The 14,856-nt window shown below is 35.8% G+C and carries 10 protein-coding genes; 9 read left to right on the plus strand and 1 reads right to left on the minus strand.

The window, feature by feature from the left end; all coding sequences use genetic code 11:
- Positions 1-9: 9 nt before the first annotated feature.
- Positions 10-768, plus strand: a complete 759-nt coding sequence (locus tag IGI77_RS02495; RefSeq protein WP_438769365.1) for a hypothetical protein — start codon at positions 10-12, stop codon at positions 766-768.
- Positions 769-1,453: 685 nt separating this feature from the next.
- On the plus strand, positions 1,454-3,223 hold the full coding sequence (locus IGI77_RS02500; protein ID WP_438769367.1) for a hypothetical protein: 1,770 nt from the start codon (positions 1,454-1,456) through the stop codon (positions 3,221-3,223).
- A 776-nt stretch (positions 3,224-3,999) separates the two neighbouring features.
- Here the strand turns inward: IGI77_RS02500 and IGI77_RS02505 are convergent.
- Positions 4,000-5,342, minus strand: a protein-coding gene (locus IGI77_RS02505) for an IS3 family transposase (protein WP_438769369.1) whose coding sequence is annotated in 2 segments (ribosomal slippage) — positions 4,000-4,787 and positions 4,787-5,342 — 1,344 coding nt in all. Because the reading frame shifts where the segments join, the coding sequence is not laid out codon by codon here.
- Between the two features lie 532 nt (positions 5,343-5,874).
- Here IGI77_RS02505 and IGI77_RS02510 point away from each other — a divergent pair.
- From IGI77_RS02510 to IGI77_RS02540, 7 genes are all read left to right on the plus strand, one after another.
- Positions 5,875-7,212 carry a DUF2142 domain-containing protein gene (locus IGI77_RS02510; protein WP_369521880.1) on the plus strand — a complete coding sequence of 446 codons (1,338 nt, stop codon included), beginning with the start codon at positions 5,875-5,877 and terminating at the stop codon, positions 7,210-7,212.
- 695 nt (positions 7,213-7,907) lie between these two features.
- A complete protein-coding gene (locus tag IGI77_RS02515; protein WP_015508930.1) occupies positions 7,908-8,837 on the plus strand; it encodes a glycoside hydrolase family 113 in 930 nt (309 codons plus the stop codon).
- A gap of 82 nt (positions 8,838-8,919) precedes the next feature.
- Positions 8,920-10,227, plus strand: coding sequence for an ABC transporter substrate-binding protein (locus IGI77_RS02520; RefSeq protein WP_015508931.1), 1,308 nt, complete (start codon positions 8,920-8,922; stop codon positions 10,225-10,227).
- A gap of 84 nt (positions 10,228-10,311) precedes the next feature.
- Positions 10,312-11,193 (plus strand): carbohydrate ABC transporter permease, encoded by an 882-nt coding sequence (locus IGI77_RS02525; RefSeq protein WP_438769372.1) that lies wholly within the window; start codon positions 10,312-10,314, stop codon positions 11,191-11,193.
- A gap of 2 nt (positions 11,194-11,195) precedes the next feature.
- Positions 11,196-12,023: a carbohydrate ABC transporter permease gene (locus IGI77_RS02530; RefSeq protein WP_005227428.1), complete on the plus strand. Its 828-nt coding sequence runs from the start codon at positions 11,196-11,198 to the stop codon at positions 12,021-12,023.
- A gap of 12 nt (positions 12,024-12,035) precedes the next feature.
- The gene (locus IGI77_RS02535; protein ID WP_438769373.1) at positions 12,036-12,617 is read left to right on the plus strand and encodes a hypothetical protein; all 582 of its coding nucleotides are present in this window, start codon (positions 12,036-12,038) and stop codon (positions 12,615-12,617) included.
- Positions 12,614-14,845 carry an alpha-galactosidase gene (locus IGI77_RS02540; protein ID WP_438769375.1) on the plus strand — a complete coding sequence of 744 codons (2,232 nt, stop codon included), beginning with the start codon at positions 12,614-12,616 and terminating at the stop codon, positions 14,843-14,845. The genes IGI77_RS02535 and IGI77_RS02540 overlap by 4 nt, the downstream gene beginning before the upstream one ends.
- Positions 14,846-14,856: the final 11 nt, after the last annotated feature.

A 14,856-nucleotide genomic window follows, 5' to 3' on the forward strand; every position in this document is an offset into this window, starting at 1 on the left:
GCTGACTATATGAATGATAAAGGTAAAGAGACAAAACTATGGTATGTTACAAAAGGTGATTTTGGAAAAGATACAGCAATTGAGTCTGTTTTAGTATTTGATAAGGATAATAAAATTAGCAGATATAAGAATACTAAGTTAACTATCGGCGAAGTCTCTAAGATGACAGATGAAGAGATATTAGAAAAAGTTAAGCAAGATGAATTTGATTATCAATCAGTTAGAATTCAAGGTATACGAGAAGATATTGCAATGGCGGAGGAGCTATTAGAGAAAAGCGACAGTTCCATAGTAAAATCAGGAAAAGAATTCCTATCCAAGATGAAATCAGATAATAATTTGAACCCAACTGATATCGAACCATCAGATTTTTATTTCAATATTATCACTGATTCATCAGGAAATCAGACGGAGAAGGAAGGGTTTTCATTTATTATTCATGAAGTGAGTTACCCTGATTCTAGTTATGCAGGATTATATAATGTAGAAGGAGATTTGTATGCGATTGGGGACAATTATGTAAATGATGAGACAATCAATGAGGCAATCTCCAACAAAGAATATCAAATGCGTACAGTGCAAAATGAGGTAACTTATGAAATTACGGCTCCGACTGTAGTACGAGCGCCCCAAGTTTATGAAAGTACGTATAATTATTTTCCTATTGAGCCTCTGGGATGGTCTATAGCCTTCAGAACAAAAGATTTAGTTTCACTTCAATTTGATCAACCAGATACGGATATTGAGAATATTACCATTGATGAATAGTCTTTTGCTCCTTATTTTGTTATAGATGAAGTTTTTTATTTGCTTAAATAAAAAATCACGTTTTCCAATGGTTATGAAAAAATGATTTTTGCTCTTTAAAACTAGCACCACTGACTAAAAAATTATAAACCCAAGGCATCGTTTAAATAGCAGAGATAGATCTAGCAGTATTTAGAAGCTGTTAAAATTGGGGGGAGAACATTTTTCTTTTGTTTGAAAAATCGGTTAGATAAATCTGTAATAAGGTCTATAAATCGTTGTTAATTCAGTGATCAATAGACCATTTTATTTTTTGAAAAGAGAGAAAAATGTTGCTGTTTCTGTTCTATTCAGAATTGCAGGTATTGCAAATGATATATATTCAAAATTCTTAGATTGAAGTACAGTGAGACTATTTTGTTTATGAAAGAAATATTTATTACATTGTAAAATCTAGGGAAGAAAAGATCTGACTACCCTTGGCATGTTTTGCTTTGTTTTCTATTAGGGCTATTTTTTTATTATTCGATTAAATCTATTTCGGCTATTGTAGAAATGTGGTAATTTAGTTAGAATGTTTATTGTTAGCTATTAGATCTGATTAGGATTTTTTTGTAGTTATGAAAATGGTTAATGCGTCAAAGCTATTTACTTGCGGAATAAAGAAAAAGGCAATTGAGTGAGATTAGTAGGAGGAAATTTTGGCATGCAGGGTGAAGAAATAGGGGCAATGAGGAGAACAAAAAAAAATAGTCAGACAAAAGATACTACAAGAAAAAAATATATCTTTTATATTGGGATATTCTTTTGTATTAGTTTGATTTATGTGTATGTGAATAGTTATTTTCTGGTATCTGGTGCAGATTTTGATTTTCATACAAGCAGAATTATTGGTTTAGCTAATTCTTTGGAAAATAATCACTGGTTTCCAAAAATAAATTACTATATGGCAAATGGCTTAGGATATGGAACACCGATGTTTTACGGGGAATGGTTTTTATATATACCAGCAATCTTGATAGTTTTTTTAAATTTTTCCGTTGTTCAATCTTGGATGGCGTTGTATGTTTGCTTTTATACGGGTTCATTGACCATTCTTTTTTTTACAGCTAAAAAATTTGAGCTTAGTGACTTTCGAGCATTTTCATTTTCTACATTGATTATTTTCAACTCTTTAATGGCAACTATAGTGAATGGGGCAATAGCTTTTGCTATATGCTTAGTACTATTGCCTTTGTTATTGTACTATCTGTATCAATTATTTTATTTTGAGAAGACGAATATAGCAGCTGTTTCAATTATAGCTGCAATTATTGTCAATACACATATCTTAAGCACAATGGTAGTTGCATTAATATGTCTTTTATTCTTTTTTTTAAATATACGAAGAGTAAATGGTAAAGTAATGCTTGCTTTAATGAAAACCATTCTTTTAACAGTGGGATTCTCCGCCTTTTTCCTTTTGCCATTACTAGAGCAGAAAGCTTCACAAGAGCTGATTGCATTTCATACACCTAATGCTTTTAGGTATACTAGTGTAAAAGGGATAGGGACTATTTTATTTAATTCTTTGAACGATAATGTAAGAACCATTAGTAATTTCCCGACATTAAGCGCTGTTGGAGTCATTCTTTTAACAGCTACATTGCGTAAGTTTGATATGAAACCAAGCCTGCTAAGAGATTTATCTTTCCTCATATTTGCATTGATTATTTTAGGAAGTAACATGTTTCCTTGGATAGAATTTTCTTCGTCCTCTCTAGGAGCTGTTCAATTCGTGGGAAGATATCTTGTATTTGCACTCATTCTAATCATACTTTTAAGTGTTCTGAATCATAAAATACCAAATTATTTGTTTGTGTTTTGTATAGTTTTGACAATTTTTTTGGGAATTTCTCGGAATACATTCCCAGATTTTACGACATCCGATAATCCGCAAGAAGTAATTATTCTTTATAATAGTCCAGAATATGAACAAAAAAAGTTAAATAGATATGAAGATTTGAATGCTATGAGAAGCGGTGTAGAAGGAAAATCAGTGGTTCTGGGTGTTTCAGGGGGAGAGTATTTAAATATTGGTGCCGATCCTAGCAATTTATCAACAAATGGCGAACCAACAATCAAAAATGGACAAATAGTGGGTACTGATAAATCCTATGGAAAAATAAAAATCCAATATACTATTGATAATGAAGAAAAAAAAGCAGAGATTGTGGTCCCATTGTTATGGTATAAGGGGTATGTTGCAAATTATTCAAAAGGAGCCAAAGGAAGTCAGCCTAACTTGCTTTTATCAGAAACGACTGGAAAAGCACTTGAGGATGGCAAGATAACATTGCTAGCAGAGAAAAGTGGCTCAGTTGAGATTTATTACGCTGGCACACTTATCCAGAAACTCTCGGCATGTCTCTCTGTATTTTTGGTATTGCTTGTATTGACTTTTAAAATTAGAAGAAAAGTAATGACTAAAAAATGAATTTATTAGTATATCTCTGTGAGTGAGGTGTCTCATAAATATATGACATTAATCTTTAAATGATCGTTCTAACTCGATTAACTCTAAAATGAGTTTAATAAAGCAATTACTGTATTATAAAGCGATTAAATGACGATTATTGTCAATAATGATGAACGGGGTATGCAGAGCGTGAGAGCGACGTTGATCGTAAAGTATGCTTTCGAAGTGTGTCAGATGCAAACTCAAACTCCGAGACACTACAGCCACAACTGAGGTTGTTAAATCGTTAAAAGTGATGAAAGAGAAACGAGTAAATAAGTTGTTTATACGTTTGTTGGTATGGTTTGATCCCGGCAAAATGATTGGACTAAAAATGAAGAGAACTAGTGATAGAGAGTGTCATTTCCCCCGAAAGAAGAACTTGATCGATAGACCCAATCGAACACTTTGCAAACTATCAAAAAGAACATATTATTTATGATATGTTCTTTGAAGGTCAGTCTTAGTCAGAAATTGTTTCAGGTGGACTTTTTCTCATAGCTGTCATGGATTTACCAAATTCAAGTGCAGTGATTGGATTGCTAATCAAGTTTATATAGAGAATTGTCAAGAGGTATATAAGTAAATAACTTTGAGGCATTATACATCTTATTTTCTTATATAAAAAGTATATTCCTCTTTTAAGAAAGAAAAAGTGTACCCCGAAGCTTGCTGGACAATTGTAGTGACCCCAAAAAGTTAGATTTTTATGGAGTGGAGAAATCCACTCCTTTTTTGTACGATAAAATTAACTGTTAGACAGCTGTTTTTACAGCTTCTCTAAACTGAACCGGACTTCGCCGATTTAATTTCTTTTTGATGCGTTTATGTTTGTAATAATAGATATATTGGTCAATTTTTGTTTTCAATTCATCAAAACTCCGATAGATTTCTCCATGAAAAATTTCTTGCTTTAATAAACCAAAGAAGTTTTCCATAGGTGAGTTATCTAAACAATTCCCTTTAGGAGACATACTCTGGAAGATTCTACGAAATGGGCAATCATTTGTTATCTGGATTGCTTCTTCTAACCCTTCCATTATGGCTAGTGCGTTTGGTTTTTCAGAAATCCGATAAGATAGAATTTCACTATTGTAGAAATCCATGAAAGGATCTAAATACAGCTTTTTCTGACGAACGACACCTGTGGTGTCTACTTCATAATACTTAAACTCTGTGGTATCAGTTGTAATTTTTTGGTGACAAATATTTGTATAAAACCGACGATGAATACGATTTTTGGCGACAGTGCCAACCTTCCCACGATAAGAATTGTACCGTCGAGATTTTCGAGTGTAAGACTTTACTTCGATACCTAGTTTTTTTATCAGACGTTGAATCTTCTTTTTATTGACATGAATCCCTTGATTCTCTAATTCTTTTTTTAGTCGCAGACAGCCATAATCTTTATGCTCTTTGCGAATTTCAAGCATTTTTTCTTCAATTTCTTGGTCTGGGTTTGGTCTGTCAAACCGTTTCTGCCAATACATATAGGTTGCTTTAGGAAATTTCAATGTTTCAAGAAGCTCAACTAGTTTGAATGATCCTCGGAGGCTGGCGATGATTTGTGCGATTGATTCTTGCGTCTTTGCTGGGCTTCCTGTTTTCGCAGCTTCCTCAACTCTTTTAAAAAGGCATTCTCAATTTGAAGGGATCGGACTTGAGTTTCTAATGCCTTGATACGATCGCGTTCTTCAGTTGTTGTATTTTCTTTTTTGTTTTCTTTTTTTCTAGTCAAAGTAAGTGGTCGCCCTTTCTCTTTTGAGAGCCCCTCAATACCTGCTTCTCTGAAATTACGCATCCAATTGGCAATAAGCGCAGGGTTGTTCATTTCTAAAGTGCTAGCAACTTCTCGATAGGACATCTCACTTGTTTGATATAACTCTAGCGCATTTAACTTAAATTGAACAGAATATTTCTGATTTTGATGTTTTCTCAATAGACCTTCCTCTCCGTATTCACGATAGGCATTCACCCAATTACTTACTTGAGACTTGCTTGAAATACCGTATTTGTTGGCAAGATACCGATATCCGCCCACGCCACTAAGATATTCTTTAACGATTTTTAGTTTTAATTCAAAAGGATATTTTGCCATACAAATAACGACCCCCAAAAGTTAGATTTTTTGGTCTAACTTTTGGGGGTCGCTTCAAATCAAGCGAGGCGGGTATACTTTCTTTTTCATTTTCCCGCATCGAAAATAATATATCTTGCTTCTATTCTGAAAAATTGGTTTGGTTTCTTGAGGAATATCATCAAAATTATTGGTCTGACTTTTTGTTAGCTGTTAAGAAATCTTCTGATTGATGATCAAAATGAGAAGAGCTGTTTTTTTCCGTATTGTTTCGATCAGAATATATTGCCTTTTAGATAAAACTCATTATATAGTGATTTTGTGATAATGGATTCGAACAACTAATTTAAATTGTGATTTTCCAACGAAATACTTTTCCTTAAATGAATGAAAGTAAAATCAGTTTCATGCAAATAAACGGCGACCATCTGCTCAAACACTACTGCTTATGATTGGATTGGTATTTTTGTTATTTAAATTGTATTAATATTGAGAAACTGCTATCATTATGTGTTGTTAGTGGAGTATTCAATTTTTTGAAAGGGGGCTTCTAGTGGGAACCTCATTACCAAGTAAACAGAACTTTCCAGAATTCTTTTACTTATTTGCAATTATGATTTTCGGTGTAATCTCAACATTTATTACGTATCCCATAACCAACGGGGATGAAGGGTATCATTTAAGCAGGAGTTATACTATTTTCTCTGGAAATAATCCTGATTCAATGAAGACTGATACTGTGCGTAACCTTGAATTAATGGCGATAGCATCGAATAAGGAAGAACATGATTTTGACGTAGGCTCTTTCTTTAAAACAAAGTTGTCGGATGTCCAGGAGGACACGTTAAGCTTCCATCTGCAAAGAGAAAATAATTCAATCCTCAAAATAGGTATAGGTCATCTTCCAGCAGCCATAGGTGTTTTGATAGGTAGATACGTTTATCCCAGTTACGGTGTCATGTTAGTCTTTTCCAGACTTTCAAACTTAGTTTTTTTCGCGATCAGCTTATTCTTTATTATCAAAAGCAGTAAGGTAGCGAAATGGGCGTTGGTCATGCTGTTTTCAGTGCCATTTTTACAGAAAATTGCTAGTCCAAGTTATGATGTCTATTCTTATGTGGTTCTTTCAGCGTTTATGGTCAATTTATTGAACTTAGCTAGAGTAACTAGATTTAAAGATGTAACCAAAAAAAAGATAGGCTATACCCTTCTTACGATTTTTTTCATTTTGTTTGCAAAGAATAATTATGTTTTTGCATTACCTTCATTGTTTTTTCTGCCGTTGTTTACAAATAAAGCAACAGAGATATACACACGACAGAGGAAAGGCGTTCGCTTCGCTTTTTGGATTTTTATCATGTTAGCCGCTGTTGTTGTACTGTATTTCTTAAATCAGATATTTGGTTTAAGCAACTTTTTTAAACAATTTATTCATTCTTATTTGAATACTGAAACAATGGAGCGAAGAGGAAGAACCTTGTTCAATGTAGTTTCTACCATATTGCCAGATATGTTTAATCTGTTCTGGTTGTTGTGCTTGTTTTTTGTGATGTTAACTGAAAGAAAATTCTCATGGAAACCAGCATTTATTGTGGGATTGATTGCAATTTTCTTCACAAATTGGGTTGGGATTTTTGCCGGTTTTTATCTCATATTAGATAAACCAACCCAAGCATTTGATGAACTTAGTGGACGCTATCTGCATCCCTTTATTATCTGCTTCTTACCTTTTATCCAAACGATAAGTTACAGATACAATTTAGTATCCTCGCAAAAAGCAGTAAAAATGGTGGCGATTTTTTCTACAGTCTTAATAATGACATTATATTTGGTTGTTTGCTACTATAGAGGGTATGTTATTCATACCACACCTACATGGACGACAAGGTAAATGAATGGGGGGGCTGACTAAGTGAACTGGACATCCATTAGTAAACTAAAAAGTCAGACTTTTATGGAGTTGAGAAATCTACTCCTTTGTTTACCTCTTTCACCAACTTCATTTTACGACGTGCGCTAGCAAAGATTTGCATGTCTAGAGGGAAACGTAAGAGCTCTCGCCAAAAAAACTCCTTTCTATTTAGGGTGCGACCGCTTCCTAAATAGAAAGGATTTTTTGTGTTTGAGAATTATAAAGACAAAAGGTGGACAACAGGAAATCAGCAGTCATTTTTGAATACCAAAAAGGAAATAATCGCTTTTGATCAAATAATCTTCTGTATGAATGGCAAGGAATCCAAAACAAGTGAAAAATGCCTTTATCGTTGAGGTCTGTTTGATATGCTCAACAAACAATTTCCATAAAAGTATATATTTATATTGAATAAAGTATAAATATTGTGTAACATATTAAAGAAAGCGATTACAAAAACAGGTAAATGGAAACTGAAGAATAATCATGAATGATAGTCTGGGCATAACACTCTTCTTACCAAGGGATCAGAACATACTATGGCAGTTTTCTTTTTCATACTACTCTTAAAGCTTATAAGTCTTGTGGAAAAGCAATGAGAAGAACAATAGGCTGTTTACATGTTCGGTATAGCCCAGCAGCATTTTATTTTCGTGTAGAAAGGAAAGAACTATATGGATCAAATCAATGCAGTAACATTTGGGTTTATGGCACGACGCGGCGAATGGGAGACGGAAACATGTAAATCTTCACTAAAAATCATGAAGAAGAGATGTGGTGCAACTCATGTCATTTTACCGATTGTAGTGACGCAAAAAACTCCACAATCCACAGTGATTGATTGGCAAGCAGAAACGGTTCTAAGTGATCTCGAAGTGATCCAACTGATTCACTATGCCAAAGACATCGGTCTATCTGTGATTTTAAAACCAATGGTCAATGTCGCTGACGGGACATGGCGTGCGCATATTAATTTTTTTGATCATGATGTCCCATGTGAGCCTAAATGGTCTGAATGGTTCAGCTCCTATGAAGCGTATATTTTACATTATGCAGCGATTGCTGAGAAAACCCAGTGTGAAATGTTTGTTGTTGGCTGCGAGCTGGTTAATTCAGATCGACGGGAAGCACAGTGGCGGGAATTGATTGCAAAAACAAGAAACAGCTATGCTGGACAAATCACTTACAACTGTGACAAATACCAAGAAGACCATGTTGCTTGGTGGGATGTTCTAGATGTAATTTCTTCTTCAGGTTATTATCCCATCGATCAATGGGAATCTGAATTGGTTCGAATTGAACAGGTTGTAAAAAGATACAACAAACCCTTTTTCTTTTGTGAAGTAGGTTGTCCTAGTCGTAAAGGGAGCCAGTATTTGCCGAATGATTGGCAGTTGAATGGATCTGTTGATCAATCTGCACAAAAAGCATGGTATGACAAAATGTTTGCTGCTTGTCAAAAGTATCCTTGGGTTAAAGGGTTCGGCATTTGGGACTGGAAAGCCGACGTATATCCGCTGGAATTAGCCGACAATGACACAGATTATGCTATCTATGGAAAAAAGGCAGAGAAAGTAATAAAAAAATATTTTGAAGAAAAATAATAAAAGTATATACATTTAAAATAAAAAGTGATAATATCTAAATGTAATCGTTTTCTTTATAATTTTATTAGGAGGAGAGAGCATGAAATTGAAGTTTTTGAAGGTATCTGGGGTTATAGCAGCAGTTGGGATTTTAGGAGCTTGTGGCACTGGCAGCTCCAACACTGATTCTGATGGAAATGAAGTTGAAACAATTACTTTTATCAACCATAAAACTGACTGGGAAGGAAACGGGAAATGGGATGAGTATATGGCGGAATTCAATGAAAAATATCCCAATATCAATGTCGAAATTCAAACGATCACAGATTATGCTGGTCAAGTAAAAACAAGAATGAACAGCAAAGAATATGGTGATTTGTTAATGATTCCTGGTGATATAAATCCTCAAGATTATAGTACATTTTTTGAACCGCTAGGAGACAAAAGCGAACTTTCTGAAAAATATTTAGGCTTAAATGATCGTTCTTATCAAGGAATATCTTATGGCATTCCAACTCAAATGAATGCTACGGGTATGGTGGTAAATATGCAAGTCTTTAAAGATGCCGGCATTGAAGATTTTCCAAAAACACCGGAAGATTTTATAGAGGCTTTAGAAATGATCAAAGAAAATGATGAAGATGTGACACCATTGTATACAAACTATGCAGCAGGTTGGACTTTATCAAATTGGGATTTTGTTCGTGCAGGAGCGGCGGGTGATGCTGATTTTACTAATAAGATGACTTCTGACCCCGCACCATTTTCTGATGGAAAAATTATGAATACGATATACAGTACACTTTATCAAGCAAGCAGCAAAGGTTTGATTGAAGCAGATCCGACTACCACTGATTGGGAACAATCAAAAATTGATTTAGCCAATGGTAAAATTGGTGTTATGGTATTGGGCAGCTGGGCAGTACCGCAAATACAAGAAGCAAATCCAGACAATGCAGAAAATATTACTTTTCAGGCCTTTCCAATGACTGCGCCGGACGGCAAGCAATATATGGGGGTTGGCGGCGACTACAACTTAGGCATCAATGTCAATAGTGAACATAAAGAAGCTGCAAGAAAACTATTGGATTGGCTGGTGAACGAGTCAGATTATGCTAAAGACAATGGCGGTCTTCCTTCATTGATTGGCGCAGAATATCCAGACTCTTTAAAAGACAGTCAGGCAGCTGGTGTTGAGTTATTAGAAGAGAACCCTGCGCCAGAAGGAAAAGAATCCTTGTTCAGCGATATTAATAACCAATCAGAACTAGGCATTGGATCAACTGATAACGAAAAACAACGCATGATAGATTCGGCAATTGGGAATACATCTGAAAGTTTTGACGCTATCATGGATGATTTTAATTCTCGATGGTCAAACGCTATAGAGGCAGTTTCAGGTAACTAATATTTGAAGCGATTCAAAGAAAGCTGCTTAACATAGATGTGCAAGCATCTGTTTTAAGCGGCTTTATTTTTAGGAGTGTGAATCATGAGAAAAATTAAGATGTCACAAAAAATGGAGAAACGTTTAATTATTTTTTCTTTTACCATTATTCCTCTAGTGCTGTTGCTAACGTTCTCTTACTATCCCTTAGTAAAAATGTTTCAATATAGTATGACAGATTGGAATGGCTATAGTCCCAACAGTAGTTTTGTCGGGATAGATAACTATCGAACGGTTTTAACGAATCCTGCTTATTTCACTGTATTTAAGACAAGCATGTATTATTTTATTGCAACCTTTTTTCAATTAGGTCTTGCGCTATTATTTGCAACGATTCTATCGTTTAAAGTAAAGTTTGCCAATTTTTGGAAAGGGATTTTGTTTTTTCCATACTTGTTGAATGGTGTGGCGATTGGATTTATCTTCCTTTATTTTTATAAAGGTGGAGGAACATTAGATACTGTATTGACTGGTCTAGGGCTTGAGAATCAAATTCGTTTATGGTTGGGTGATCGGTCAATCAACAATATTTCACTGGCATTTACATCCATCTGGCGCTACACGGGATTCAATTTTTTGATTTTCTTAGGAGCGATCCAATCGGTCAATCCGGAAGTCTACGAGGCTGCCGAGATTGATGGGGCAAATCGTTGGGACGAATTTTTATACATTATATTGCCGAGTATTCGCAACATTATTTTCTTGAATATTATCTTAGGAGTCAGCGGTTCGTTGAGCGTATTTGACATCCCGTATATTATGACTGGCGGATCGAATGGCACCACTACTTTTGTTATTCAGACGATCGATACTGCCTTTAAGTACAACAAAGTTGGCTTAGCATCCGCAATGGCGATTATACTGTTGATGATTGTGGTGGTCGTTACAGCGATTCAACGATTAGCAACACGAGAGAAAGGAGCCTAGCTATGAAGAGAAAATCATTCACGATCGGGAAGATAGTTCAATACGCTGTCTTGCTTTTGGGGACTGTTGCAGCAATTTTACCGATCCTCGTTGTATTTATCGGTTCATTAAAATCAAATGATGAATTTTTGACCACCGGTGTTTTAGCATTGCCTCAATCTTTTGATTTTAGTAATTATAAAACAGCATTTGTAAATGGACAAATGCTGTTAGGGTTTAAAAACACGATGCTTATTTTTGCTATTAGTATGGTTGGAAAACTTACGCTGGGTTCGATGTTTGCTTATGTAATGAGCCGGTTTGATTTCAAATTAAAAAAAGCCATCATGCTTTTGTTCATGATGGCAATGCTGATCCCAGGAATCACAGCTCAAGTAGCAACATTTCAAATTATCAATAACTTAGGATTGTTTAATACAATGTGGGCAGTGATTGTATTGAACTTAGGTACAGATGTTATATCGCTGTATGTGTTTATGCAGTATCTCCAAGAGATTCCCATCTCGTTGGATGAATCAGCGTTTTTAGATGGTGCCAGCTATTTTGGGATCTTTTGGCGTATCATTCTCCCCAATTTAAAAGCACCGATCGTTACCATGTTGATCATTAGCGGTGTAGGTGTTTATAACGACTTTTACAGTCCGTTTCTTTATATGCCCGACCGTAATTTGAAAGTGATTTCCACGGCATTATTTGCTTTTAAAGGTCCCTATGGAAGCAACTGGCCAGTTATTTTAGCGGGAGTAGTTATTGTGATCATTCCGATATTGATTGTGTTTTTAGCTTTACAAAAATATATTTATAATGGTGTAGCTGGGTCGGTGAAATAAGGAGGAAGTGTTATGCTGCAAACGTCATCACGCGTCGTTCTTTTTATCGAAAAGTGTTATCAATGCATCAGCAATTCTTTCTTTTTTTGGGGAATGGTTATTCGTCACTTAATTGTGTATGGATGGTCTAGCGCGATGCGAAGAACACTGCTTAGACGAAATATGCAAACAGACCAACAAGTGGCAGAAAGCTCAAAACGCGGGCATCCCTTTGACTCTATTCTTTCAACGATGTTGACAAGCGGATTAAGCTTGTTTTGGCTCAGTCAGTTTTCGAATACTGAAAGCAGGATGTCTGGTTTGATCAAAGTAGTAGGGACAACCTTATCGATTCTATCGTATCTTATAATGGTTTATTATCTTCTAGAAAGTGAGAAAAAAGGACCTGGGGTAGCAGCTTTGTATCAAGGTATCAAGAATATCGTTATACGACCATTTTTCACATTCTTTCTAGTGTCGCTCTTTATTCTGGCAAGTCTTCTTTGGGTAATAAATCCCATTCTGTTTTTTTCGGCAGCACCAGGAATTGTGGTCGAATTTATTTATCAAGGAAAACAAAAAATTTTTTTTAGCCTTGAAAAGGAGAAAATATGATCTATATTAATAATAATAAGGAGTTTCACTTAACGAATGGAATGATTAGTTATATCTGTAGGGTTGAGGAAAAAACAGGTGTCTTGGAGCAGTTATACTTTGGATCAGCCATTCCTCATCAACCAACGTTTGATTACTTGATTGAACGTGAGATTCGTCCTTCTAATAACTTCAAGAAAGAGGATCATACCTCTTCGCTGGAACATATTAAGCAAGAAATGCCAATGTATGGGACAACAGATTTTCGCTATCCTGCCGTTGAAGTTCAATACCCAGATGGAGATGCTATCAGTCATTTTAACTATTCGAATTATCGGATATCAAATAAAAAGAGAAAAATCCCTAATTTGCCAACTAGTTTCTATGACGAAGCAGAAGCTGAAACGCTGACGATTGTATTAAAAGATCGTTATTCTTCGTTGACAATTGAAATGGATTACACTATTTTCAAAGATTTCCCTATCATTTCTAGACAGAATCATATCGTGCATCATGATGATTGCCGTTACCAATTGATGCGGTTTATGAGTATGAGTCTTGATTTGCCAATAGATGACTGCGATTGGCTGCATTTAGATGGTGCTTGGGCCAGGGAAACGCAAGTGAAGAGGGACAAACTGCATAGTGGATTGCAGCAAATTTCCAGTACCCGCGGTGCCAGCAGTCATATCCACAATCCCTTTTTTGCAATATGCGAAAAGTCTGCAACTGAATTTCAAGGAGACGTGTACGCATTTAGTCTTATTTATAGCGGAAATTTTGTTGGACAAATCGAAGTGGATACATATCGTATCTCTCGTGTTCAAATGGGGATCAATCCCTATCAATTTTCTTGGCAATTAGAAAAAGGTGACGTTTTCTCCAGCCCAGAAGTCATAATGAATTATGCACAAAATGGCTTTAATGAAATGAGTAGAAACTTCCATGCTTTTTTTAAAAAGCATTTGATTCGCCAAAAGTGGGCATCGAAGGAACGTCCTGTGTTGATAAATAATTGGGAAGCCACTTACTTTAATTTTGATGAATCAAAGATTCTGGCATTAGCTCAAGAAGCAGCCGATTTAGGGATAGAATTGTTTGTTTTAGATGACGGCTGGTTTGGTCATCGAGACAATGATGCTTCTTCATTAGGAAACTGGCAAGTCGACAAAAGGAAATTACCGCATGGCATTCGCAGTTTATCACAAAAAATCCATGAAAAAGGTTTGAAATTCGGGCTATGGTTTGAACCAGAAATGGTTTCTATGGATACACCTCTTTACCAAGCTCACCCTGATTGGATAGTGGGGCACCCGCAAAAGAACATTTCACATGGGCGAAATCAATACGTGTTGGATTTTAGTCAGAATTGCGTCATTGACTGTATTTTTGAACAGATGGATGCAGTGTTAAAGGCATGTGAGATTGATTATGTGAAGTGGGACATGAATCGCTATATCTCAGAAGCGTATTCCGTCTCGTTAGGAAAACAGCGGCAAGGCGAGTTTTTCCATCGTTATATTTTAGGCGTCTATGCTTTGTACGAAAAACTGTTAGCAAAATATCCTGATTTGTTAATAGAATCCTGTGCTGGCGGCGGCGGTCGATTTGACCCTGCCTTACTGTACTATGCTCCTCAAACGTGGACGAGTGATGATACAGATGCGATAGAGCGCCTCAAGATTCAATACGGTGCATCAATGGTTTATCCGCTCTCTGCGATAGGAAGTCACGTATCTGAGGTGCCTAATCATCAAGTGGCCAGGATGACGTCATTAAAAATGAGAAGTGATGTTGCCTTGTTTGGCACATTTGGGTATGAATTAGATGTGACTAAGCTTTCTCAAAGAGAAAAAAGTCAGGTCAAAAACCAGATCATACTTTTTAAAAAACATCGGATGCTGCTTCATACGGGCACTTTTTTCCGTCTGCAAAGTCCTTTTAATGGGAATGTATGCGCATGGATGGTCGTTTCTGAAAATCAAACAGAAGCTTTGATTGGTTATTATCAAATCTTAGCAGAGCCTAATCCGCCTTATCAGCGCTTGCGATTAAAAGGATTGAACGCAGATTTTGATTATACGATATGGGAAAAAGAACAGGTTCGAACGGGGAAAGATTTGATGGCTGTCGGCTTGATTTTTGGCGAGAATTATATTGATCGAGCATCAGATTTTTGGCAACGACAAATGGCAGGGGATTTTTCTTCAAAGCTCATTTATTTAACACGAAACAAAATGCAGGGTTAAATAACAAATAG

It is taken from the genome of Enterococcus sp. DIV0213h (assembly GCF_051711285.1).
GTDB classification, from domain to species: domain Bacteria; phylum Bacillota; class Bacilli; order Lactobacillales; family Enterococcaceae; genus Enterococcus_D; species Enterococcus_D casseliflavus.

Excerpts from the sequence above, each read along its gene's own strand:
- IGI77_RS02540 (WP_438769375.1), top strand. The coding sequence starts at position 12,614 with ATGATCTATATTAATAATAATAAGGAGTTTCACTTAACGAATGGAATG.
- IGI77_RS02500 (WP_438769367.1), top strand. The coding sequence starts at position 1,454 with ATGCAGGGTGAAGAAATAGGGGCAATGAGGAGAACAAAAAAAAATAGT.
- IGI77_RS02495 (WP_438769365.1), top strand. The coding sequence starts at position 10 with ATGAATGATAAAGGTAAAGAGACAAAACTATGGTATGTTACAAAAGGT.
- IGI77_RS02515 (WP_015508930.1), top strand. The coding sequence starts at position 7,908 with ATGGATCAAATCAATGCAGTAACATTTGGGTTTATGGCACGACGCGGC.
- IGI77_RS02530 (WP_005227428.1), top strand. The coding sequence starts at position 11,196 with ATGAAGAGAAAATCATTCACGATCGGGAAGATAGTTCAATACGCTGTC.
- IGI77_RS02535 (WP_438769373.1), top strand. The coding sequence starts at position 12,036 with ATGCTGCAAACGTCATCACGCGTCGTTCTTTTTATCGAAAAGTGTTAT.
- IGI77_RS02525 (WP_438769372.1), top strand. The coding sequence starts at position 10,312 with ATGAGAAAAATTAAGATGTCACAAAAAATGGAGAAACGTTTAATTATT.
- IGI77_RS02520 (WP_015508931.1), top strand. The coding sequence starts at position 8,920 with ATGAAATTGAAGTTTTTGAAGGTATCTGGGGTTATAGCAGCAGTTGGG.